Genomic DNA, 24,038 nt, shown 5'->3' on the forward strand with positions numbered 1-24,038 from the left:
TATTCGAAGCTAGTTATGTCCCAGCCTCTTCGTCTTTTATAATTTATTCATTTCTTCAGCAAGAATTTTGTTTACCATTTGTGGGTTGGCTTGTCCTTTTGTTTGTTTCATAACTTGGCCAACTAAGAAACCAATTGCTTTCCCTTTTCCACTTTTAAAATCTTCCACGGATTGAGGGTTGTTACTGATAACTTCAACGATAATCTTTGTTAGGGCACCCTCATCAGAGATTTGAACAAGCCCTTTTTCCTTCACGATTGTTTCCGCGTCTCCACCTTTTTCAATAAGCTCTTTAAAGACGGTTTTAGCAATTTTAGAAGAAATTGTTCCGTTTTCGATTAGCTTGATCATACCTGCAAGTCCCGCTGGAGTTAAGGCAATTTCATGTAATTCCTTCTGCTCGGCATTTAGGTACCCTGAAACTTCACCCATGATCCAGTTTGAGGCTTGTTTTGCATCCGCGCCATTTGCTACTGTTTCTTCAAAGAAATCAGATGTTTCCTTCGTTACAGTTAGAACAGATGCATCATATTCAGGCAGACCGAGTTCTTCAATATATCGTTTTTTACGAGCATCTGGGAGCTCAGGGATTTCTGCACGAACTCTTTCCATCCACTCATCGTCAATATACAGTTCGACTAAGTCTGGCTCTGGGAAGTAGCGGTAGTCGTCTGAACCTTCTTTTACACGCATTAAAATAGTTGATTTTGAAGATTCATCATATCGACGTGTTTCTTGTTCGATTACGCCACCTGCAGATAAAACTTCTGCCTGACGGATCTCTTCATATTCAAGGCCATTTTTAACGAAGGCAAATGAGTTTAAGTTCTTAAGTTCCGTCTTTGTACCGAACTCTTCTTGACCGACTGGACGTAACGAAATATTGGCATCACAACGAAGTGAGCCTTCCTCCATTTTACAGTCAGACACACCTGTATATTGGACAATTGATTTTAATTTTTCTAAGTAGGCGTACGCTTCCTCAGGTGTACGAATGTCTGGCTCAGATACGATTTCAATCAATGGTGTTCCTTGACGGTTCAAGTCAACCAATGAATAACCTCGACCAGAGTGAGTAAGTTTACCGGCATCTTCCTCTAGGTGAAGACGAGTAATCCCAATCTTTTTCTTTTCGCCGTTTACTTCGATTTCAATCCAGCCATTCTCACCAATTGGCTTATCAAATTGAGAGATTTGGTAGGCCTTTGGGTTATCCGGATAAAAATAGTTTTTACGGTCGAACTTTGTTTCCTGGTTAATCTCACAGTTTAAAGCCATGGCAGCCTTCATAGCCCACTCAACAGCTTTTTTATTTACAACAGGAAGAACTCCTGGGTATCCTAATTCAACGACACTTGTTAATGTATTTGGTGCAGCCCCGAATTCATTCGGTGCGCTTGAAAATATTTTTGATTCGGTTTTAAGTTCAACGTGAACTTCCAACCCGATAACTGTTTCAAACTTCATCTCTGTTTTCACCCCTTACAATTGTGGTTTTTGTTTATGATGTTCGGTTGCTTTTTCAAACGCATCTGCAACACGGTAAATTGTACTTTCATCAAAATGCTTACCAATAATTTGGAGACCAAGTGGTAATCCATTTGAGAATCCGCATGGAACTGATATTCCTGGTACACCCGCAAGGTTCACTGGGATGGTGAGAATATCATTCGCATACATTGTAAGTGGGTCGTCCATGTTTTCGCCAATTTTGAATGCTGGTGTTGGTGTAGTAGGTCCAATGATGACATCATATTTTTCAAATACATCTTCAAAGTCTTTTTTGATTAATGTCCGAACTTTTTGCGCCTTTTTATAATAAGCATCATAGTAGCCTGAGCTTAATGCAAAAGTTCCGAGCATAATACGACGTTTTACTTCATCGCCAAAGCCCTCGCTTCTCGATTGCTTGTACATCTCAATGAGATTTTCTGCATTATCTGTGCGGTATCCATAACGAACGCCGTCAAAGCGTGCAAGGTTTGCTGATGCTTCTGACGATGATAATAAGTAATAAGTTGCTAATGCATATTTTGAATGTGGAAGTGAAACTTCTTCCCATGTTGCGCCAAGTCCTTCAAGAACCTTAAGCGAGTCAAGAACAGATTGACGAACTTCCTCATTTACGCCTTCTCCAAGGTATTCCTTAGGCACAGCAATTTTTAAACCTTTAACATCACCTGTTAAAGCAGATACGTAGTTTGGTACGTCGACGTTCGCAGAAGTTGCATCCATTGGATCAACACCAGAAATTGCCTGTAAAAGGTAAGCATTGTCCTCAACTGTGCGAGTAACTGGTCCGATTTGGTCTAATGACGATGCAAAAGCGATTAAACCAAAACGTGAAACTCTTCCGTACGTAGGCTTTAATCCAACCACTCCACAAAAAGCTGCTGGTTGTCGAATGGAACCACCGGTATCGGAACCAAGTGAGAATAAGACTTCTCCAGCCGCAACAGCTGCTGCAGATCCACCACTGGATCCTCCTGGAACACGTTCTAGATCCCATGGATTTTTCGTAACCTTAAAGCTTGAGTTTTCATTGGAAGAACCCATTGCAAATTCATCCATGTTTAACTTACCAATCGTTACTGTTTGAGCATTCTGGAGCTTTTGTACGACCGTTGCATCATAAATCGGATCAAAGTTTTCTAGTATTTTACTTGCGGCTGTTGTACGAACGCCTTTGGTTACAATATTATCTTTGACACCAATTGGCATACCGAATAATAGACCTAAGTCATCACTGTTTCCAAGCGCCTCATCTAATTGTTTCGCGTATTCTTTTGCATTTTCTTCATTCAATGTTAAAAAAGCTTGTACCTTATCATCAACCGCGTTGATACGCTTGAATGATTCATCTACAAGATCTGATACTGAAATTTCTTTTTTATGTAAAAGTGAATGTAATTCTGAAATTTTGTGATCAAAAAGTGACAATTTGTCTCCCCCCCTTTATTCAATGATAGATGGTACACGGAACTGACCATCTTTTGCATCTGGTGCGTTTTTCAATACTTCTTCAACTGGTAATCCTTCTTTTGCAACATCTTCACGCATTACGTTTTTCACGGAAAGAACATGTGAAGTTGGCACCACATTTTCTGTATCTAGTTCATTTAATTGTTCAGCAAATGAAATAATCGCATCTAACTGTTGTTGGAACATCTTCGCTTCGTCCTCTGTCACAGCTAAACGCGCTAAGTTAGCTACATGTTTAACTTCTTCAATCGAAATCCTCGACATTTTCCCTTCACCTCCACCGTCCATACTCTTAAATGTGTGTTCAAAAAGGAGGATGAAGAGGACCGCGTCGACAAAAACGCCACGTCCTGTGGCATTGTCGACACTAGCACATCCTGTGCGTCGAAATTTCGAGGCGGCGCAGCTTTGAGTACCGGAACGTATGCACTTAATACGTGAGGATCGGAAAAGCAAGCCAACAAAGAAATTCGATGCGTCATATTCACCGGACTTTTTGAACATCATCTTATAGGTAATATACTGATAATATCAAAATTTTCACCGTTTCGGCAACAATTCCTCTCTCATTCTTCCCGATTTCGACAAGAACCAACGCGAAACTTCTACTTGGGCAGATTATTTCTCTTTTAGCTAGGGAATTTGATATAGTAGGATTGATAAAATACAGGATGTGGAGTGATTGGAATGGAAAGGATTACTTCTGTTGAACAGTTTAATGAGATTATTCAATCTGAAGGTGCAATCGTTAAATTTGATACAACTTGGTGCCCTGATTGCCGACGACTTGAAGCGTTCATTGGTGAGATTCTTGAAACTCACAATAGTGTTCCTTGGTACAGCATGGATAAGGACGAGTTCCCAGAGATCGCTGAAAAGTATAATGTAATGGGAATCCCAAGTCTTCTATATTATAAAAGTGGAGAAAAGCTAGGTCACTTACACAGTGCGAACGCAAAAACACCTGAGCAAGTCAATGAATACCTTGAAGGGTTAGGAATCTAAAATCCCAAAGAAATGCCGTTAATTGTTTAGTACAAGCAACTAACGGCATTTTTTGTTTAATTTAGATTAAATTCTTAAATACCCCTAACTACAACACTAGTAATCTAAAAAACCCCTCATATTTAATGAGGGATTTCCACTTAAACATTATGCTTTTTTCAATTGCTCTTTTACCGTGTCAAATTCATCAAGGATTTCTTGGGAAGGTGCTTTGGTAACTAAGCTGACAACGATAATCGTAATTGTGGCAAGTAGGAAACCTGGAACAATTTCATACAAGCTAAATGGAATGACTGCTTCTCTTATAACCTCGCCAGCCTCATTCAATTTAGGTGTTGAAAGAATACTCCAGACAACAACTGTAACTGCTCCTACAATCATTCCGGCTAGCGCTCCCCAACGATTCATCCGTTTCCAGAACAGGGAGAGAATGATAACAGGACCAAATGCAGCTCCAAATCCTGCCCATGCATAACCTACAAGGTCTAATACCTTACTATCACGATCATACCCTAGGAAAATAGCAATTACTGCAATGACAAGAACCGCAATTCTACCAACCCACATTTCTTCTTTTTGACTAGCTTCCTTTCTAAAGATAGCTTTATAGAAATCTTGGGTTAATGCACTTGAAGAAACAAGTAACTGCGAATCTACCGTACTCATAATAGCTGCTAAAATCGCTGCTAATAAGAATCCAGCAACCCATGGGTTAAATAATACTTGTGAAAATACGATAAATACTGTTTCCGAGTTAGCTAAAGGTGCATCAGCGAAATAGGCTATGCCCGTAAATCCAATAAAGATGGCTCCAAATAGTGATAACACCATCCAAGTCATCCCAATAAAACGTGCTTTTGGAATTTCTTTTGTTGATTTAATTCCCATGAATCGAACGATGATATGTGGCTGACCAAAATAACCTAGTCCCCACGCTAATAATGAAATGATTCCAAGTGTAGTAGCACCAGACATGACATCTAGATAAGATGGGTCAATTGCACCGATTTGATTGACTGTATCACCCCATCCACCAAGCTCATAAATAACAACGATTGGAATGATGATTAATGCTAGGAACATCAGGATTCCTTGAACAAAATCAGTCCAACTTGCTGCTAGGAAACCACCAAAGAAGGTATAGGAAAGTATGACGGCAGCTCCAACCCAAAGGGCGAGTTCATAGTCCATTTTAAACGAGCTTTCTAAAAGAATCGCTCCACCTACAAGACTTGCAGAAGTATAGAAGGTAAAAAACACTAAGATAACAACCGCGGAAATAACACGTAGTAGCTTTGATCCATCACGGAAACGGTTTTCAAAATAGTCAGGAACCGTTATCGAATCTTTTGAAACCTCTGTATACACACGGAAAGGCTTCGCTATAAATTGCCAGTTCAGATAAGCACCTATTGCCAAACCAACTGCAATCCATATTTCACCCATTCCACCCGCATACATTGCACCAGGTAAACCAAGCATGAGCCAACTACTCATATCAGACGATCCAGCACTAAGGGCTGCAACCCCCGCACCTAATCTTCTTCCACCCAGTACATAGTCTGTTAAATTTTTAGTCATTCTTGCAGCAAGGATACCGATGACCAGCATTCCTACAAGATAAAAAATAATTGCTGTTAACGTTTGTACGTTAATCTCCATGTTTAGACATCCTCTCCTTTGTCAGTAAATAATGTGATAGCTGATAGTACAATTAACGAAAGCATTGGCACGAACAGCCAAAAATATGTGGTACCTGTTAAACTATATTCCACACCCTCACCCCCTCAAAGTTTTCGTTATTCCTATCCCTATGCAGTCATATACAATTTAATGATAATTCCAATTTTTCGATAATAGCTGCATGTCAAGATAAACACTTATAAATCTTAACATATGATAATTTACAGAACAGAGTGAAGATTATAAAAACAATTACCAAATGTATAATTATTCATTAATTCAGTGTAAATTTGCAATATAAATCTAATAATCTAATAACTATTCATCGAAACTAATAAAATTAAATCGAACTTTTTTCAGAAAAAGGCTATATATTTGTCATTTTTCAGAAATACTGAGAAAATAAGTAGTATAAAATTTTAATAAAAAACAGGAGAATCGACATGAATGTAAAAATTAATCGTAATGCTGCAAAAACAATGAAGAAAATGCTCGAAAGTGATGAATCAGAAGGCAAAATGCTTCGCGTTGTGATCACAGAAATGCACGGTGACCACGCCCATTACGCTCTTCAATTTGATAACCCAACTGAGCATGACGAAATTGTTAAAACGGATAAAGATATCGAAGTCCTTCTTGATACGAGAGATGCAGAATATTTAGATGGTGTATGGATTCAATTCTTCTACGTTCCAGAAGAGCAATTTGTAATAACAAACCCGAAAAAAGGACATCATCACCATTAATTAAAGCGTGGAGAAATCTCCACGCTTTTTTGTATCCCTTCTTTTCAACTTCATTACTTTTTCTAGCTAGTGTAAAGAAACTGTTTGTTTACTGTAAATCAGGTCTTTAAGCGATTTATCTGTTGTATATTGTTACTAGATTGGATGCTTAGACAACCAATCAATCCACAAATATCTGGAGGTATAGTAACAATGAAAAAGAATCTATTGTTTAAAATTGGAGCTTCTTTACTCGCCATTTTCTTGATGACAGCATGTAGCAGTGAAGATACTGATCAACAGCCAGATACCGAAGAAACAGAAACAGATACAGATTCAACAGAAACAGATGATGGAGCAGAAGAGGAAACAGAATAAGAAACCATAAACAAAACGCCCTCTCATTTGACGAAAGGGCGTTTATTTTTATAGCATTTCAGATATTGTCTTAGCTTGCATGTGAAGAATGAGGTAGTCTGGGCCACCTGCTTTTGAGTCTGTTCCAGACATATTGAAGCCACCAAATGGTTGATAACCTACAATTGCTCCTGTACATCCACGGTTAAAATAGAGATTACCCACATGGAAGTCTTCCTTTGCTTTTTCAATATTTGCACGGTTGTTTGAAATAACTGCACCTGTTAATCCATACTCTGTGTTATTTGCGATGTCTATTGCGTGGTTAAAATCGCGTGCTTTACTGAATGCCACTACAGGACCAAATATCTCCTCTTTCATGATGCGTGCCTCTTCATCCACATCAGCGAAGATTGTTGGTTGGATGAACCAGCCCTTGGAATCATCACCTTCTCCACCATGAAGAAGTTTCCCTTCCTTCTTCCCAATCTCAACATAGCTCATAATCTTGTCATAAGCACCTTGGTCATTAACTGGACCCATATATGTTGATTGTTGAGTAGGGTCACCCACTGTTAGTTCTTTTGTTAATTCAACAGCACGGCTTAGAACCTCATCATACACATCTTCCACAATAACTGCACGCGAACATGCTGAACATTTTTGTCCAGAGAATCCGAATGCTGATGCAACGATTGATTTAGCTGCTAATTCTAGATCAGCTTCTTTATCAACGACGATTGTATCTTTACCGCCCATCTCAGCAATAACACGTTTTAACCAGATTTGGCCATCATTCAATTTGGAAGCACGCTCATATATACGTAAACCGACATCACGTGATCCAGTAAAGCTGATGAAGCGAGTTTTTGCGTGATCTACAAGGTAGTCACCCACTTCAGAGCCACTTCCAGGGATATAATTGACAACTCCTGCAGGTAATCCTGCTTCTTCAAGAACTTCCATGAATTTTGCAGCAATTACTGGAGTTGTACTAGCTGGTTTTAGTAACACAGTATTACCTGAAACCAATGCAGCCGTTGTCATACCGGCCATAATCGCAAAAGCGAAGTTCCAAGGTGAAATGATAACCCCAACACCTAATGGGATATAAGTAAAACGATTATGTTCAATAGGACGGCTTTCTACCGGAATTCCATTCTTTACTTTTAACATTTGACGTCCGTAGTACTCCATAAAGTCGATAGCTTCTGCTGTATCTGCATCTGCTTCATTCCAAGGTTTACCCGCTTCTTTTACGAGAATAGCAGAAAACTCATGCTTGCGACGACGAACGATTGCAGCTGCTCTAAAAAGAATATCAGCACGCATTTCCGGGCTTGATTTTCTCCACGTTTGGAATGTTTTATCCGCAACTTGCATAGCCTTTTCAGCTAGCTCTCGGTTTGCTTTTGATACACGGCCAACTACTTCCTCTTTGTTAGCAGGGTTTACAGAGACGATTTTGTCTTCGGTTGAGATGCGTTCACCACCTATGACCAGGTCGTAATCATTGCCTAAATATGATTCTACAGTCTTCAGACCGGCCTCAAACGCTTTCTTATTTTCCTCAATTGAAAAATCCGTAAATGGTTCATGTTTGTAAGGTACTACCATTCTACTTCGCCTCCCTTTGTAATCTTAAAAGATAACAATTCCATTCTACTAAATTAAAGCGCTTTCGTGAACCCGAATGACTTATATCACAATATTCTATCTTTTATGAAATTCGACAATAATTGTAGCGATAACGTGTTAAACAATAAAAAACAAGACCTACCTTTGATGGTTAGATCTTGTTTTCATCGTTAATTATAGACGTGTACAGATGGTTCGTTTTCACCTGCATCCCGTATGATAACACTCTCAGCTCCACTTTCAGATTCGATATATACCTGAAGCGCAATATAGTTATCAAAATGCTCCATTATTAGACCCGTCACGTATTGTGTAAAACCAATAACCTCTGCTTTTCCATAGAACTGCATCGGGATTGTAAGAGTTAACTCCTGTAGCTCATCGTCCTTATAAAAGCCTTTTCCGACGACCGCTGTAAAATTAGGGAAGAAATCTGCAATAGCGTCAGAAAAATTTTGTACCATTAACGAGTCCTCACGATAATTATTTTTTGCCTCGTTTGATGGAAAGAAGTAATACTTTTCATTAATTGTTTCCCATTTTCCGATATTGGATGAGTTAGCATCCACTTTTGCCTTCATGATAAAATTCCCTGGAGCAACTGCACTTACTGCTTGCTGTTTAAACAAAGCAACGACAATTGGAATATTACGTATACTTGCATACTCTTTTTCGGTTCGAATTCGATTAATGATTTCCTCTGCTGCTTTTTTCCCTTCTCTTTCGATTTCAGCATCTGAAATCTCAACGTCTCTTGGATAGCCGCCCATTTTATCTGGAAGATTGTAATAGTGATGGGAGTTCATGCCTATCCCAATGACAATTCCTCCAATTTCTAATTTGTCTTCATTATTTTTAATTAAGTAGTTCTGTTCCGTAATCGCAGCAACATACATAGGGCTCTTCTTCATAGCTGCCTCATAGCCTGGGTCCTCATTTGATGTATCAAAAATCGGATTTAGTCCTTCGTTTGGTAGATTCTTTTTCTCCAATGCCTTTTCATATGCTTGCTGCTGGGCAGGTGACCTTTTCCGCTTTAACCAGTCTTGAACCGTCTCTTTTTCTAGATACTGGCCTTCCTGGAAAAAATATTTGTCCGATGGAAATGAATCTTGAGCGATTCGCATTAATCCCGTTTCGAATTCATCGATATCCAATCGGTTGTTAATATATGCCGCAACGATCCCCCGCGCTTTTCCTGTCTTATAAGGGAGGACCGCTTTATAATAGGAATCTGAAATATTATATCTAGGAATAATCGCTTTCTCCGCTTTCTTATCTGAATCCTGAACGACTTCTGTCTCTTGTTCAAATTTAGGGGCACACCCAGATAAAAGAAGCAAAATCGCTAAGCCTAGAAGATATAGGTTTCTCAAGTTCGAACACCTCTTACTTCCTTAGTTCTTGTACCAGTCTTTCCTCATCCCAAACCTCAATTTTTAAATCCTGTGCTTTTGTAAGCTTCGAGCCCGCTGCTTCACCTGCAATCAGAAGATCAGTGCTTTTACTTACACTTCCTGTAACCTTTCCTCCAAGTGCCTCAATCTCAGCTTTTGCTTCATTTCTTGACAATTGCTCAAGCTTACCTGTAAGAACGATAGTCTTTCCAGCAAAATAGGAATCACTATCTTCTACAGATACAAGCTTAGGACCTTTATATTCCATATTTATTCCATAATCGCGTAGTTCATTTAGAAGTTCATGAACCTCTGAGAGCTCAAAATAAGTGACAACCGCATCAGCCATTTTTTCGCCTATTTCATTGATCGCCGTAAGTTCTTCCCTTGTAGCAACCTGTAGCTTCTCCATCGTTTCAAAATGTTGGGCCAAAGTCTTTGCAGCCTTCGCTCCAACATGTCGAATTCCTAAACCAAATAGTAGCTTTTCTAAGGAGTTTGATTTTGAATTTTCAATTGCTGAAAGGAGATTATCTGCTGATTTCTCACCCATACGTTCAAGATTAATCAGTTGTTCCTTTGTTAATGTGTATAGATCTGCAACATCTGAAATCAGTTTTTCATCAAATAATTGTGAAATAACCTTTTCGCCAAGGCCATCTATATTCATCGCATTTCTAGAAACGAAATGGATCAACCCTTCCCTTATCTGGGCTGGGCATTTCGGGTTAATACAACGTAAAGCAACCTCTCCGTCTAAACGGACCAATTCACTCTCACATTCCGGACAATGTGTCGGCATGTAGAACTCTGGTTCTTCACCAGTTCGTTTTTCAACAAGGACATTCACAACCTCTGGAATGATATCTCCCGCTTTTTTTACGACAACAGTATCTCCAATCCGGATGTCCTTTTCACGAATTAAATCTTCATTATGAAGAGATGCCCGCTGCACAGTTGTCCCTGCTACACGAACAGGTTCAAGAATAGCCGTAGGCGTGATTACTCCAGTTCGGCCAACGCTTAACTCGATATCAATCAACTTAGTAGTAACCTCTTCTGCCGGAAACTTATAGGCAATGGCCCAACGTGGACTTTTTGCAGTAAATCCAAGCTCGTCCTGCTGGTCAAATGAATCAACTTTTATGACAATCCCATCAATATCATACGCAAGAGCTGGACGCTTTTCTGTCCATTCCGCAATATAATCGAGAATTTCCTCTACACTAGCACATCTTCTGCGTTCTGGGTTTGTTTTAAAGCCTACTTCATCAAGCATATCAAGGCCTTCACTATGTGAATCGACACCTAGATTCGTTGAGTCCGCAATAGCATACAAGAAAATATCGAGATTGCGACTTGCTGCAATTTTCGGGTCAAGTTGTCGCAATGAACCCGCAGCTGCATTCCTTGGATTCGCAAATGGTTCTTCTTCATTTTCAAGTCGAGCCGCATTTAGCTTTTCGAATGATTTTCTCGGCATAAATGCCTCTCCCCGAACCTCAATATCAATCGCATTCTTTAAACGAAGAGGAATCGAACGAATCGTCTTTAGGTTAACCGTGATGTCTTCTCCAATCGTCCCGTCACCGCGAGTAGAGCCTTGAACAAAACGACCTTGCTCATAGCGTAAAGACACGGCAAGACCATCAATCTTTAACTCGCACACATAAGAGATAGAATCACCAACCGCTTGGCGTGCACGGCGGTCAAAGTCACGCAAATCCTGCTCATTAAATGCATTACCGAGACTTAGCATTGGGATTCGATGCTCTACTTTGTGAAAGGATTCGAGAACCTGCCCACCAACGCGGACTGTAGGAGAATCTCCTGTTTGTAACTCGGGAAACTCCTCCTCAAGCTTAATCAACTCACGTATTAACCGGTCATACTCCGCATCTGGTACAGAAGGTTTATCCAATACATGATATTCATAATTGTACTGGTTTAATAGTTCATGAAGCTCCTGAACTCTTTCTTGTGCTGCCACTTTATCCATACACCAAACCTCTCTTTCCTAATTTGCCTTCGTGATTGGTGCAAATTTTGCAAGCAATCGTTTGATTCCAGTTGGGCTAGGGAATGCAATATCCAATTCCTTCGATTCCCCTTCTCCCTTCACACTGACAACCGTTCCAATTCCCCACTTTTTATGCTCGGCCTTGTCGCCAACCTTCCAACCAATTTCATCTCCGCCAGTGGATTGTGCAACTGGTCTTGAAAAGACCCTTCTTTCTGGCTGTTTCGCAGGTGAAGGTGAGGATGACGAAGAAAATGGAGTACGCATTTGCTGTCTACGTTGCTGACCCAAATCTTCAAGAAGATCCTCTGGGATCTCCGCAATGAAACGTGAAACTGGATTCATCGATGTTCGTCCATACAAGGTCCTCATTTGTGCATTCGATAGATACAACTCTTCTTCCGCTCTTGTAATTCCTACATAAGCTAGGCGGCGTTCTTCTTCCATCTCCGCTTCTTCCATAAGAGAACGACTATGTGGGAAGACTCCTTCTTCCATTCCCATCAAAAACACAACCGGGAACTCAAGTCCTTTCGCAGAGTGAAGTGTCATAAGGACAACTGCATTATTTTTATCATTTTCATCTTCTTCTAGTTTATCAATATCCGCCACTAATGCTAGATCTGTTAAAAAGGCTACAAGACTTTTGTCATCATTTGTTTTCTCAAAGTTTTGTGTAACAGATAAAAATTCTTCGATGTTTTCGATTCGGCTCTGAGATTCAAGTGTTTTTTCAGCCTTTAAGATTTCAACGTATTCCGTCTTCTCTAAAACATTTTCAACCAATTCAGTGACCGATAAATAGTCCTGCATTTGGACCCAATTATTGATTAAATCTCTAAACTCGCGTAACGAATTTGTGATTTTTGCACTCAAACCAATCTGTTCAACTTCTTGCAACGCTTGGAACATGGAAAGATCTTGTGCAATCGCATAGTTTGCAATTTTATCAATAGAAGTCGCACCAATTCCACGTTTCGGTACATTAATGATTCTCGTTAAGCTAATATCATCATCTGGATTCGCAATCGTGCGCAAGTACGCCAAAATATCCTTAATTTCTTTCCTGTCGTAGAACTTAATTCCGCCTACAATTTGGTAGTTGATATTGGATTTAAGTAAAACTTCCTCCATCACACGTGATTGGGCATTGGTTCGATATAAAATGGCAATATCTTTATAGGTCCGTTGTCCACCATCTACAAGTTCACGTATTTTCCCAGCGACAAACTGTGCTTCCCCAGATTCACTATCAGCACGGTAGTATAACAACTTTTTCCCTTCGTCATTTTCCGTCCATAGATTTTTCGGTTTACGGTTCATATTGTTTTGGATGACTACATTCGCTGCCTGCAAGATTCGTTTTGTTGAACGATAGTTTTGTTCAAGCAAAATCACTTTTGCATTTTTATAGTCTTTTTCAAATGAAAGAATATTGGCGATATCCGCGCCACGCCAACGATAAATTGACTGATCCGAATCACCCACAACACATAAATTCCTAAAACGTGAAGCCAGAAGCTTAACCAGCATATACTGGGCACGGTTTGTATCCTGGTATTCATCCACATGGATATATTGAAATTTACGTTGATAGAATTCCAACACTTCCGGAACTCGTTGGAAAAGTTGAATGGTAGTCATAATGAGATCATCAAAATCAAGCGCTTGGTTTTTGCGCAGTTTTTTTTGATACAACTTATAGACATCACTTACAATTTGCTCATACATGCCACCCGCTGTTTTTTCATATTCTTCAGGTGTCTGCAATTCATTTTTCGCACTGCTAATTGTTCCTAGAATCGTACGTGGGTCAAATTTCTTTGGATCAATATTTTTTTCTTTTAAAATATTTTTAATAACCGAAAGCTGATCAGTTGTGTCCAATATGGAGAAGTTTCGATTAAAGCCCATACGGTCGATGTCTCTTCGTAAAATTCGAACACACATTGAGTGGAAAGTTGAAATCCAAATATCTTCAGCTGCTCCTCCTAGAATTGCTTGGACACGATCTTTCATTTCTCGAGCTGCCTTATTTGTAAAGGTGATCGCCAAGATATTCCATGGTGCAACTTGTTTTTCCACCATTAAATAAGCAATACGGTGTGTCAACACTCGAGTCTTACCACTCCCCGCTCCTGCCATAATTAGGAGCGGACCATCTGTTGCTTTAACCGCTTCTTGTTGTTGTTCGTTTAATCCCGATAACAATTTATTGCTGATAAATTGCAATTCCTTCACCGTCCTATTTCAGTATCGTACATACGTTCTATTTTATCCGATTTTCGTGTGGATTTCCATTCTTATCCCTTAACAGCTTGTACTGTTTTTAAAGCGGCATTCATATCTTCATATATAATATTTCCTACGACTACAGTATCGGCAAACTGTCCCATTTCCTTCGCTTGTTCAGCGGTCCTTATTCCACCACCGTAAAACAGTTTTGTTGTTTCTAATGTGTCTCCTACAGCTGAAACAATCTCCTTATCCCCGTAGGCTCCACTGTATTCTATATAAAAAATAGGGAGGGAAAACATTTTTTCTGCCATTGTGGCATAGGCTACAACATCGTCCTTATCCAAACTAGCATTTGCACTCGTCAGCTTAGCCGCTTTACAGTCTTCATTAAGGATGCAATAGCCTTGCATAATCATTTCTTCCCAATTCATAACATCTCCAAATTCCTTTACCGCCTCATGATGCATACCCATCATCCATCGTGTATCCCTACTATTTAATACAGTTGGAATAAAATATAAATCAAAGCCAGGTGAGACTGACTCAATATTAGAAATCTCTAAAACGACTGGTACGGTATAACGTCGGATTCGAGACATTAAGTGTAGGACATTGTCCAATGTCACCCCATCGCTTCCACCAACAATAATCGCATCTGTTCCAGATTCACAAATTGCATCTAACTGTTCATCACTGATTTCCTTATTCGGATCCAGCTTAAAAACATGTCTCCATTCTCTAAAATCGTACATGAAGATCCTCCATTCATCTTTCCATTTCTCCATTATATCAAAACTACATCCATCTATTAATACTTAGGTGGATTTCATCCTAAATGTCTTTTTTAACATGGTTTTGATTATAATGTTGAAAATTAACACTTCAGCTCTTTTGTATTATGGTTTCTGGATGAAATTTGAAAAAATATGGCATAAAGACCATATATGACTGGACATTTGGACGAAAATGGTAAAATCCATAGCGTAAATTCCTTATATGACTGGGCTTCTGGATGAAAGTGGTAAATGTCATAGCATATACTCCTTATATGGCCGGACCTCTGGATGAAAGTGGTAAAAGTTATATCATAAACTCTTATATGATTTGATTTTAGTCTAAAAATGGACTTAACTCGCGATTGAAGATTGGTCAAGAACTTCATACTCTCGATGAAGTTCTTAACTTGTTAATGTGACTTAAGTTATGTTCCTCATATACTTGATGAAGTACTTAACTCCTTAATGTAACTTAAGTTATGTAACTCATACACCTGATGAAGTATTTAACTCCTAAATTTAACTTGAGTTATGCTCCTCATACACTTGATGAAGTTCTTAACTTGTTAATGTAACTTAAGTTATGTTCCTCATACACTTGATGAAGTACTTAACTCCTTAATGAATCATAAGTTATGTCCCTCATACACCTGATGAAGTACTTAACTCCTTAATGTAACTTAAGTTATGTCCCTCATACACCTGATGAAGTACTTAACACCTTAATGTAACTTAAGTTATGTTCCTCATACACCTGATGAAGTACTTAACTCCTTAATGTAACTTAAGTTAAAACTCAAAAGATAAACTCCATATTCGACAACGAAATCAACATTATTCAATTCGAAATATGCCACAAACCCGAATCAACCCAAATAAAAAAGCCGAAACTCAAGGTTTCGACTTTCCCACACAATTATTGTTTTTCCGTTTCTTTGACACGATCAAGTGCCATTTGATAGGCATCGTTTCCGTAGTTTAAGCAACGCTTTACACGAGAAATAGTTGCTGTACTAGCTCCTGTTTCTGTTTCGATTTTATGGTACGTATTTCCTTCTTGCAGCATTCTTGCGACTTCAAGGCGTTGCGCAAGCGACTGGATTTCATTTACAGTACATAAATCGTCGAAGAATCGATAGCACTCCTCTAGATCGTTCAGTGATAGGATTGCATTAAATAATTGATCAAGTTCTTTCCCACGTAATTTATCAATTTGCATGTGATTTCTCCTTTTTTAGAATGTTTTTCTAATTTCCAAACGATACAGCACCAGCGATTCCAGGTGATGTTGGAATAATATTAATCCATGTTTTCCCTGGGACTAAGCCGACTTCTTCCCCATTTGCAAATGGCACAATTCTTCCCTCAACATTTTTCCACTCAATTTCCTGTGCCTTTCCTTTTTGAAGCAAAAAGCCTTTTCCTCCGGTTGTTACATCAATCGCACGTCTTCCATAATCATCGATAAAGCGATGATTCATTTCAACGATTAATACATTGTCGAGTAATACCGGTGTACTTGTCTCACGGTCTACTGTTTGGTCGCCTCCGCTATAACGCTCATACTTACTTTTCTCAGCATTATAATCGTAGACTGCTGAAAATATATCTCTTGATGAATAGGACACTCGAACATGTTCAGCTGATGTTCCTTCAATGCCACCTATCTCATTTTCAGATAAAAATGAAAAACTTGGAACCCCATCTTCCATGGAATACCCTTGTTTATCTGCTCCTTTTACAATATTTTCAAATGAAATATATGAATTATGTGGAGCAACATTGTGGTCAGCACGCCAAAAAAGAGTGCCATCGTAAACCATTCCATTTATGTTGTCTATCTTGCCGCTGTTAAGAATTTGTTGAGCCTCTGGGCTCCAACCATGTGCTACATATAGTGCATCAAAGCCTTTGCTCAACTCAATATAATAGTCTCTAGCACTACGAACTGGTCCAATAATTTCTGGTTTCTCACTTTGGAACACAGCTAGGAAACGAGTTACATCTCCCTCCGCTAACACTTCATACACAATATCAGCCATATGTAGGCCTGACTGCGGACGTGCTTTTGGATGATTGTTGACCATGACTGCAAATGGACGACTATTTACTTCCTCGTTTGTTCCAATTCCTGTTAAAGGAAATACATGTTCAAACTCTTCCTTTGGTTCATCCTTTGTTTCAGGCTGGCCCTGTTTCGGTTCATGCTCTTCCTGTTGCTTGACTGCTTCCTTATTGCTACAAGCTGCTGAAATGAGTAAAAGAAGAATTCCTAGAATGTATATAGTCTTTTTCATATTTGAGCACACAACCTTTTTAATAGAAAATCAAAATCGAAATCCTTTTATATTTTAACGCATTATTGACGGAAAGAGTACCATTTTATTCATGACATCATAAATTCCCTGTGGTGTAATGCGAATATAAGGCAAATGAGTAGACGATAAAAAGCTTAAAGTATAAATCGGGTCACTGTGATTATATCCACGTTCACGCACTAAATGGACTAATTCCTTTTCAAGTGTACTTAGTTCTACAACAGATTTAGACGAAGTGATGCCCCCGATATCTAATGGGACTTCATGTAAAATATTACCGTTTTCAACTAAAACTATTCCACCACCAAGTTCCTTCATACGGTTAAAGGCAAGGAGCATATCCTTTTTATTTTTACCAATTAATACAAAATCACCCGTATTAGAAAAAGAACTTGCAAACCCTGAAATTCGATTAGAGAAACCTTTAATCATTGTGTTGACACGCCATTTTCCATCCCGGTCTACTAACATCAAGAAGCTCTCATCATGTTCCATTGAAAGTTCATCATAGGATGCATCAATGGAAATTGAATATGGTTTCATAATAACCGCATTCTCCATCTTCATTCCAAACGGCATTGAAAACTGTAAGTCATCAAGTGTTAGCTCCCAGTTTGTGGCTAAGTTTGTAAAGCCCTGACTCTTCCACGGAAATGCTGGAAACGCATGTTGATCTTTGTTTTCACGTTTCACCCAAACCCCTTTAGCAAGGACAGATTCAGGGGTCGGATTCTCTTTTGCTGATAAAATATTTAGATTTGCAATTCTTCCCGTAGCTATCATACCATGGAGGTTATCCATGTTATAATGCCTTGCTACATTGATCGTTGCCATATTGTAAGCATCGATAATTGGTACACCTTTATCAATTGCGATTTTTATCATGTTATCAATAATTCCCTGTTCATAAAACGCCGGTGGAGAACCGTCTGTTGTAAAAATGAACTTATCATACTGATCAATACCTATTTCATGTATTTCGTCCAAAATTTTTGGCAAGTCCGGACGAATCGATGAATTGCGTAATGAAGTTGTGTAACCTTGCAGAAGACGATTCAATACATCTGTCCCAGTCATCGACTCATGATCACAATCGGAACCCAACAGCATCATTTTAGCTAATGTCTTTTCAGAAGCACCTGGAAAATGTCCTTCGACTTTTTTTCCGATCCGTTTCGCTTCCTGAATCCAATGGAGCATTAGGTCATCTCCATCAAGCAACTTCGGCCAACCTGTCAATTCACCACCTTGAACAACAGCATCGTGCTCAAGCCAACTTAGCACATTTCCATTGGAAAAAGCTTGTTCTTCATGATGAATTTCTGTCTGAGGATCGAACCTACACCACCAGTACATTGTAACTGGAAGGCTCTTCATTTCTTCTAAAAAAGAAAACGCTTTCTTTTTACTCGTTTGTAATGCGAGCACTAAGTTATCATTTATGATTGTAGTCGTCCCTGTTTGGGATGCATATTGAGCAAATGAGTGGGGATTATATAAATGAAAAGAATGTGCATGAGGTTCAATGTAACCTGGCACTACAAAATTCCCATCACACTCTACAACTTCACAGTTGGTAAGTTTTGATGGCAGCTGTTGACCCACGTACACAATGCGATCTTGGTAAATCCAGATATGTGCGTTGATCCATTTTTTTAACATTTGATTTAAATATGTGACATTTTTCAATAGAATTGTTGGTGATTTTTTTCCATCTATGACAGCAACATGTTCTCTTAGTTGCTTATTTTTCCAACGGTAACGTTGCCCAACCATTAACCATCTCTCCAATCTCTGCCTTAAGCTATGGAAGCGCTTTATGCTATAGTAACATATTAATCGATTTAGTGCATTAAAGACTTTAAGAAAATATTGTAAAATTTTTTGACAATTTTTGAGAGAAGGTAAAGTTAATTAAACGGGGGTAAAAAAATGAAACCGAATATAGGGATGATCAATGCTTTAGTCCGGATTACATGTGGATTTACAATGCTTGCCTGGGCTACCGCTAAAATGGTAAAACGTCCGTGGCGCGAAAGTTTCATTATCGTGGCAATGCTTGGGGGAATGAAGGTGGCTGAGGGTATTACTCGATTCTGTCCACTTACAGCTCTCTTTCAAGAATATGTCGAGAAAAAACAAGAGGAAGCAGCACCACTAAAGGAACTTCCTCCTATAAATCCATCATAAAAAAGGTAAGAGGGATATCCTCTTACCTTCGTGTTATTTTTGGGAATTGCGTTTTAAATAAATATCGTCGTGATATTTACACGAATTGCGCGTTATTCTTATTATTTGCATTATAAGAGATCGCCTTGTTCCCGATATCTTTTCGGTAAAATAAATTTGTGCACTGAATTTTTTCTGCTTCTTGGTAGACAAAATCCTGTGCTTGTTCAAGGGTTTCGCCACTAGCTACAACGGTTAACACCCTTCCGCCATTCGTAACAAACTGATCGTTCACCATGTCTGTTCCGGCATGGAAAGCTGTAACCTTCTCATCGAGGTTTTCTAGCCCTTCGATGACTGCTCCCTTTTCATAGCTTTCTGGATATCCCTTTGATGCGAATACGACTCCAAGCGTTGCGTTATCTGACCACTCTAGGGTAATCTCCTTTTGATCAAGTAATCCTTCAATAACTTCAATGAAGTCTGTTTCTAAACGAGGAAGGACAACCTGAGTTTCAGGATCTCCAAATCGAGCATTGTATTCAATTACTTTTGGTCCATTAGCAGTTAAGATAAGCCCCGCATAAAGGACACCCGTAAAGTCTCTACCCTCTGCTTCCATCGCTTTAACTGTTGGATTAATGATCGTTTCGATTGCTTCTTGAACGCACGTTTCTGAAATTTGCGGAACCGGAGAATAAGCACCCATTCCTCCAGTGTTAGGCCCTTCATCATTGTCAAAAGCACGCTTATGATCCTGTGAAATCACCATCGGATAAGCCGTTTTCCCATCGACAAAAGCCATTAATGAGAATTCTTCCCCTTCAAGAAACTCTTCAATAACAACTTGAGCACTTGCTTCACCAAATTTATTCGCTTCAAGCATGTCGTATACACTTGTTAATGCATCATCTAAATTAAGAGCTACTGTTACACCTTTTCCTGCAGCTAGGCCATCCGCCTTGATAACGATAGGTGCGCCTTTTTCAAGGATATATTGTTTCGCTTCTTCATAAGAAGTGAATGTCTCGTACTCTGCGGTTGGGATATCGTACTTTTTCATGATTTCCTTCGCAAAGGATTTACTCCCTTCAAGTAGGGCAGCGTCCTTTGTTGGGCCAAATATGGCGAGGCCTTCAGCCTGGAATCGGTTCACGATACCATTAATTAATGGAACTTCAGGTCCAACAAGGGTAAGGTCGATTTGTTCTTTTTTCGCAAACTCAATTAAACCGTCAAAGTCATTCTCATCAATGTTTATTAAAGTTGCGATCGTCTGCATGCCTGGATTTCCTGGTGCAACATAGACGGTCTCTACTTTTTGGCTTTGCCCGACTTTCCAAGCAAGTGTATGTTCACGGCCACCGCGGCCAATGACTAGTACTTTCATTTTTTCACCTCATCAAACGAAATTGATTGACCTACAAATTATATTGGCTAGCTCCAGGCGCCATCGGCTCGAGGTCATAAGCCAATCGCTTCAGAAGGTAAAGTGCACCTTCCGTCAGCGCTTTTCTTATGCTTGTCGCCGATAGGCAGGCGCCTTGCGCTTTTCTTTTTAGTGTTTAAAATGACGTACTCCGGTAAAGACCATTGCGATTCCGTATTCATCGGCTTTTTGAATGGATTCTTCGTCACGAATGGATCCGCCAGGCTGGATGATGGCTGTGATGCCAGCTTTTGCCGCAGCTTCAACTGTGTCACCCATTGGGAAGAATGCATCTGATGCAAGTGCTGAACCTTTTGCCTTTTCACCTGCTTGGTTAATTGCGATATTAGCTGATCCTACACGGTTCATTTGACCGGCACCAATTCCAATGGTCATGTCGTCTTTTGCTAACACAATTGCGTTCGATTTCACATGTTTTACAACTTTCCAACCGAGTTTTAAATCAGCCCATTCTTGTTCAGTTGGTTCACGCTTAGTTGGAACAGAGATGGTTGCCTCTTCCAATCCGTATGCATCTTCATCTTGAACAAGTAATCCGCCACGAACGGACACAAGCTTCTTTTCAACCTTCTCGTCATCTGAAAAATCAATAGTTAACAAACGGAGGTTTTTCTTTGAAGAAAGAATTTCAAATGCTTCCTCACTGAATGATGGTGCAATAATAATTTCAAGGAAGATTTCTCGCAATTTATGAGCAGTTTGTGCATCAACTTCACGGTTCACTGCGATAATCCCACCAAAAATTGACGTTGAATCTGCTTCATATGCTTTTTGGTAGGCTTCCTCTAAAGTAGCGCCAACTCCAACTCCGCAAGGATTCATATGCTTAACAGCAACTGCTGCAGGTTCTTTGAATTCTTTAACTATTTGAAGGGCAGCATCTGCATCGTTAATATTATTGTAGGATAATTCTTTTCCGTGTAATTGTGTTGCAGACGCAATTGAAATGTTCGTTCCTAATGGCTTTTTATAAAATGCGGCCTTTTGATGAGGGTTTTCCCCATAACGAAGGTCTTGTTTCTTTTCATAAGTAACGGTTAAGGATTCTGGATTTTCCTCACCCGCTGCATTTGTTAAAAATTCAGCGATAACTGCATCATAAGCAGCAGTGTGTCGGAATACTTTTGCTCCTAAACGAAGCTTTGTTTCAGCTGCAACTTCACCTTTTTCAACAATCTCCGCTAATACAATATCGTAATCCTGTGGATCAACAACAACTGTTACATATTTGTGGTTTTTTGCAGCGGAACGAAGCATAGAAGGTCCGCCAATATCGATGTTTTCAATTGCATCCGCAAACTGGACATCTGGTTTTGCAATTGTTTGTTGAAATGGATATAGGTTGACAACAACTAAATCAATTGGTGTAATATCATGCTCTTGAAGTTGTTTAACATGTTCTTCATTTTCTCGTACAGCTAGGAGGCCACCATGAATATTTGGATGTAGTGTTTTTACACGACCATCCATAATTTCTGGAAAGTTGGTTACCTCTGAAATTCCGATGACAGAAAGGCCCGCTTCCTCAAGAGTACGTTTTGTACCGCCTGTTGAAATAACTTCAACCCCATTATCAATTAAACCTTTTACAAATGGAACAAGTCCCTGTTTATCTGAAACACTGACAAGTGCTCGCTTGATTGTCACTTTGAATCGCTCCCTACTCTAGAATTCTTTGCTGTTACAAGTGATTGCAGGATCTGTGGATAAAATTCATGCTCAATTTGATGAACTTTTTCTTCAATGATTGCTAATGTATCTCCTGGTTCAATAGATAGTTCCCTTTGTGCAATGATTGGGCCTGTATCCATACCTTCATCGACATAATGAATCGTAACACCAGTCGTCTTCACACCCGCTTGAAATGCCTGACCTATTGCATCCTTACCTGGAAAGGCAGGTAAAAGAGAAGGATGGATATTGATAATTTTATTGCGATACGCCTTTAAAAGCGTATCGCCAATTAATCTCATGTATCCAGCCAATACAATTAATTCTACATTTTTCTCACGTAAAACTTCCACAATTTCGGCTTCGAATAATGATTTTTCTGGATAGTCTTTTGGTAAAAAAACAAAAGTGTCCACCCATTCCTTTGAAGCACGTTCGATTACTTTTGCACCTGGCTTATCACAAACGAGTAATTCAATTTCTGCTGCAAGTCTTCCTTCTTTTATCGAATCTGCAATAGCTTGAAAGTTTGTGCCACTCCCTGATGCAAAGACAGCTATTTTCTTCATACAAGTGCTCCCCCACCAAAGGTTACACCATTACCTTCTTTAATTCGACCAATAATATATGCTTTTTCCCCTTGCTCCTCAAGTAGTTGAAGAAGTTCGTGGAGGTCAGCCTCATTAATAGCTAGCACCATTCCGATTCCCATATTAAATATATTAAACATTTCTTCACGATTAAGGTTTCCGGTCTCTTGAAGCAAATCAAAGATTGGTGGAATTGGCCATGAACCGTAATCAATTTCCGCCCCTACACCTTCTGGAAGCATACGGGGAATATTTTCAACAAAGCCCCCACCTGTAATATGGGACATTCCCTTTACTTCAAACTTCTCCATTGCTTTTAATAAAGACTTCACATATATTTTAGTCGGTTGAAGAAGTTCTTCACCTAATGTACGCCCGATTTTTCCATACGTTTTGTGAAGGTCTAATCCACCATCCTCTAGTAGAACCTTCCGTACGAGTGAATAGCCATTACTGTGAATTCCGCTTGAGGAAAGGCCGATAAGAACATCGCCAGGATTGATTGAAGCACCAGTTACAAGCTTAGACTTATCTGCAACACCTACTGAAAAACCAGCAAGGTCATATTCATCCTCACTATACATTCCTGGCATTTCAGCAGTTTCACCGCCAATTAACGCACAACCGGCTTGTTCACAACCATCAGCAATTCCTTTTACAATTTGCTCGATTTTTTCAGGCTGTGCTTTTCCGCATGCAATATAATCTAAAAAGTATAAAGGCTCAGCTCCCTGAACCACAATATCATTCACACACATTGCAACCGCGTCGATCCCAATGGTGTCATGCTTATCCATCATAAAAGCCAACATCAGCTTAGTACCAACACCGTCTGTACCTGAAACCAACACAGGCTCTTTTACGTTTACCTTTGATAGGTCAAACATTCCACCAAAGCTGCCAAGTCCACCCATCACTTCTGGGCGAACTGTTTTTGCAACATGCTTTTTCATTCTGGAAACAGCCTCATAGCCTGCTTCAATGTCTACTCCAGCTTGCTTATAAGCATTTGCCATCGT

At 39.4% G+C, this 24,038-nt stretch carries 20 protein-coding genes; 4 read left to right on the forward strand and 16 right to left on the reverse strand.

The genetic code is table 11. The annotated features are described in order from the left end of the window. Window positions 1-36 precede the first annotated feature (36 nt). From gatB to gatC, 3 genes are read right to left on the reverse strand one after another with little or no spacing between them, the layout of a single operon-like run. A complete protein-coding gene (gatB, locus tag CKK03_RS10930; RefSeq protein ID WP_099362625.1) occupies window positions 37-1,467 on the reverse strand; it encodes an Asp-tRNA(Asn)/Glu-tRNA(Gln) amidotransferase subunit GatB in 1,431 nt (476 codons plus the stop codon). A 15-nt stretch (window positions 1,468-1,482) separates the two neighbouring features. Next, window positions 1,483-2,940 (reverse strand): Asp-tRNA(Asn)/Glu-tRNA(Gln) amidotransferase subunit GatA, encoded by a 1,458-nt coding sequence (gene gatA, locus CKK03_RS10935; RefSeq protein ID WP_099362626.1) that lies wholly within the window; start codon window positions 2,938-2,940, stop codon window positions 1,483-1,485. 15 nt (window positions 2,941-2,955) lie between these two features. After that, window positions 2,956-3,246, reverse strand: coding sequence for an Asp-tRNA(Asn)/Glu-tRNA(Gln) amidotransferase subunit GatC (gatC, locus tag CKK03_RS10940; protein WP_099362627.1), 291 nt, complete (start codon window positions 3,244-3,246; stop codon window positions 2,956-2,958). Window positions 3,247-3,669: 423 nt separating this feature from the next. On the opposite strand from gatC, the gene CKK03_RS10945 reads away from it, so the two are divergent. Then, window positions 3,670-3,987 (forward strand): thioredoxin family protein, encoded by a 318-nt coding sequence (locus CKK03_RS10945; protein WP_099362628.1) that lies wholly within the window; start codon window positions 3,670-3,672, stop codon window positions 3,985-3,987. 147 nt (window positions 3,988-4,134) lie between these two features. Here the strand turns inward: CKK03_RS10945 and putP are convergent, their stop codons facing one another. Next, on the reverse strand, window positions 4,135-5,649 hold the full coding sequence (putP, locus tag CKK03_RS10950) for a sodium/proline symporter PutP (protein WP_099362629.1): 1,515 nt from the start codon (window positions 5,647-5,649) through the stop codon (window positions 4,135-4,137). A 464-nt stretch (window positions 5,650-6,113) separates the two neighbouring features. On the opposite strand from putP, the gene CKK03_RS10955 reads away from it, so the two are divergent. Together CKK03_RS10955 and CKK03_RS23700 are read left to right on the forward strand one after the other, a co-directional pair. Next, window positions 6,114-6,416: a heme biosynthesis protein HemY gene (locus tag CKK03_RS10955; protein ID WP_099354969.1), complete on the forward strand. Its 303-nt coding sequence runs from the start codon at window positions 6,114-6,116 to the stop codon at window positions 6,414-6,416. Window positions 6,417-6,608: 192 nt separating this feature from the next. Next, a complete protein-coding gene (locus CKK03_RS23700; RefSeq protein WP_180271232.1) occupies window positions 6,609-6,773 on the forward strand; it encodes a hypothetical protein in 165 nt (54 codons plus the stop codon). 48 nt (window positions 6,774-6,821) lie between these two features. Here the strand turns inward: CKK03_RS23700 and pruA are convergent, their stop codons facing one another. The 8 genes from pruA to CKK03_RS10995 form a co-directional block, all read right to left on the reverse strand. Beyond that, window positions 6,822-8,369: an L-glutamate gamma-semialdehyde dehydrogenase gene (pruA, locus tag CKK03_RS10960; RefSeq protein WP_099362630.1), complete on the reverse strand. Its 1,548-nt coding sequence runs from the start codon at window positions 8,367-8,369 to the stop codon at window positions 6,822-6,824. Between the two features lie 191 nt (window positions 8,370-8,560). Next, window positions 8,561-9,766, reverse strand: coding sequence for a CamS family sex pheromone protein (locus CKK03_RS10965; protein ID WP_099362631.1), 1,206 nt, complete (start codon window positions 9,764-9,766; stop codon window positions 8,561-8,563). A gap of 13 nt (window positions 9,767-9,779) precedes the next feature. Next, on the reverse strand, window positions 9,780-11,786 hold the full coding sequence (gene ligA, locus CKK03_RS10970; protein ID WP_099362632.1) for an NAD-dependent DNA ligase LigA: 2,007 nt from the start codon (window positions 11,784-11,786) through the stop codon (window positions 9,780-9,782). A gap of 18 nt (window positions 11,787-11,804) precedes the next feature. Then, window positions 11,805-14,039: a DNA helicase PcrA gene (gene pcrA / locus CKK03_RS10975; protein ID WP_099362633.1), complete on the reverse strand. Its 2,235-nt coding sequence runs from the start codon at window positions 14,037-14,039 to the stop codon at window positions 11,805-11,807. 71 nt (window positions 14,040-14,110) lie between these two features. Next, on the reverse strand, window positions 14,111-14,797 hold the full coding sequence (gene pcrB / locus CKK03_RS10980; protein ID WP_099362634.1) for a heptaprenylglyceryl phosphate synthase: 687 nt from the start codon (window positions 14,795-14,797) through the stop codon (window positions 14,111-14,113). A gap of 940 nt (window positions 14,798-15,737) precedes the next feature. Next, window positions 15,738-16,040 (reverse strand): YerC/YecD family TrpR-related protein, encoded by a 303-nt coding sequence (locus tag CKK03_RS10985; RefSeq protein ID WP_099354963.1) that lies wholly within the window; start codon window positions 16,038-16,040, stop codon window positions 15,738-15,740. 28 nt (window positions 16,041-16,068) lie between these two features. After that, entirely contained in the window at window positions 16,069-17,118 is a 1,050-nt protein-coding gene (locus CKK03_RS10990; protein WP_099362635.1) for a DUF3048 domain-containing protein, read from the reverse strand. Window positions 17,119-17,172: 54 nt separating this feature from the next. Continuing rightward, window positions 17,173-18,915 (reverse strand): adenine deaminase C-terminal domain-containing protein, encoded by a 1,743-nt coding sequence (locus CKK03_RS10995; RefSeq protein WP_099362636.1) that lies wholly within the window; start codon window positions 18,913-18,915, stop codon window positions 17,173-17,175. 156 nt (window positions 18,916-19,071) lie between these two features. Between CKK03_RS10995 and CKK03_RS11000 the strand changes: the two genes are divergently transcribed. Then, window positions 19,072-19,329 (forward strand): YgaP family membrane protein, encoded by a 258-nt coding sequence (locus CKK03_RS11000; protein ID WP_099362637.1) that lies wholly within the window; start codon window positions 19,072-19,074, stop codon window positions 19,327-19,329. A gap of 76 nt (window positions 19,330-19,405) precedes the next feature. Here the strand turns inward: CKK03_RS11000 and purD are convergent, their stop codons facing one another. The 4 genes from purD to purM all read right to left on the reverse strand — a co-directional run bounded on the left by purD (window position 19,406) and on the right by purM (window position 24,035). Next, window positions 19,406-20,698 (reverse strand): phosphoribosylamine--glycine ligase, encoded by a 1,293-nt coding sequence (gene purD / locus CKK03_RS11005; protein ID WP_099362638.1) that lies wholly within the window; start codon window positions 20,696-20,698, stop codon window positions 19,406-19,408. Window positions 20,699-20,866: 168 nt separating this feature from the next. Then, window positions 20,867-22,405 (reverse strand): bifunctional phosphoribosylaminoimidazolecarboxamide formyltransferase/IMP cyclohydrolase, encoded by a 1,539-nt coding sequence (gene purH / locus CKK03_RS11010; protein WP_099362639.1) that lies wholly within the window; start codon window positions 22,403-22,405, stop codon window positions 20,867-20,869. Then, entirely contained in the window at window positions 22,402-22,998 is a 597-nt protein-coding gene (gene purN, locus CKK03_RS11015; RefSeq protein ID WP_099362640.1) for a phosphoribosylglycinamide formyltransferase, read from the reverse strand. Before purN ends, purH begins: the two co-directional genes overlap by 4 nt. After that, a complete protein-coding gene (gene purM, locus CKK03_RS11020; RefSeq protein ID WP_099362641.1) occupies window positions 22,995-24,035 on the reverse strand; it encodes a phosphoribosylformylglycinamidine cyclo-ligase in 1,041 nt (346 codons plus the stop codon). Before purM ends, purN begins: the two co-directional genes overlap by 4 nt. Window positions 24,036-24,038 lie beyond the last annotated feature (3 nt).

This window comes from Fredinandcohnia onubensis (assembly GCF_002734215.1).
GTDB lineage: Bacteria > Bacillota > Bacilli > Bacillales > Bacillaceae_L > Ferdinandcohnia > Ferdinandcohnia onubensis.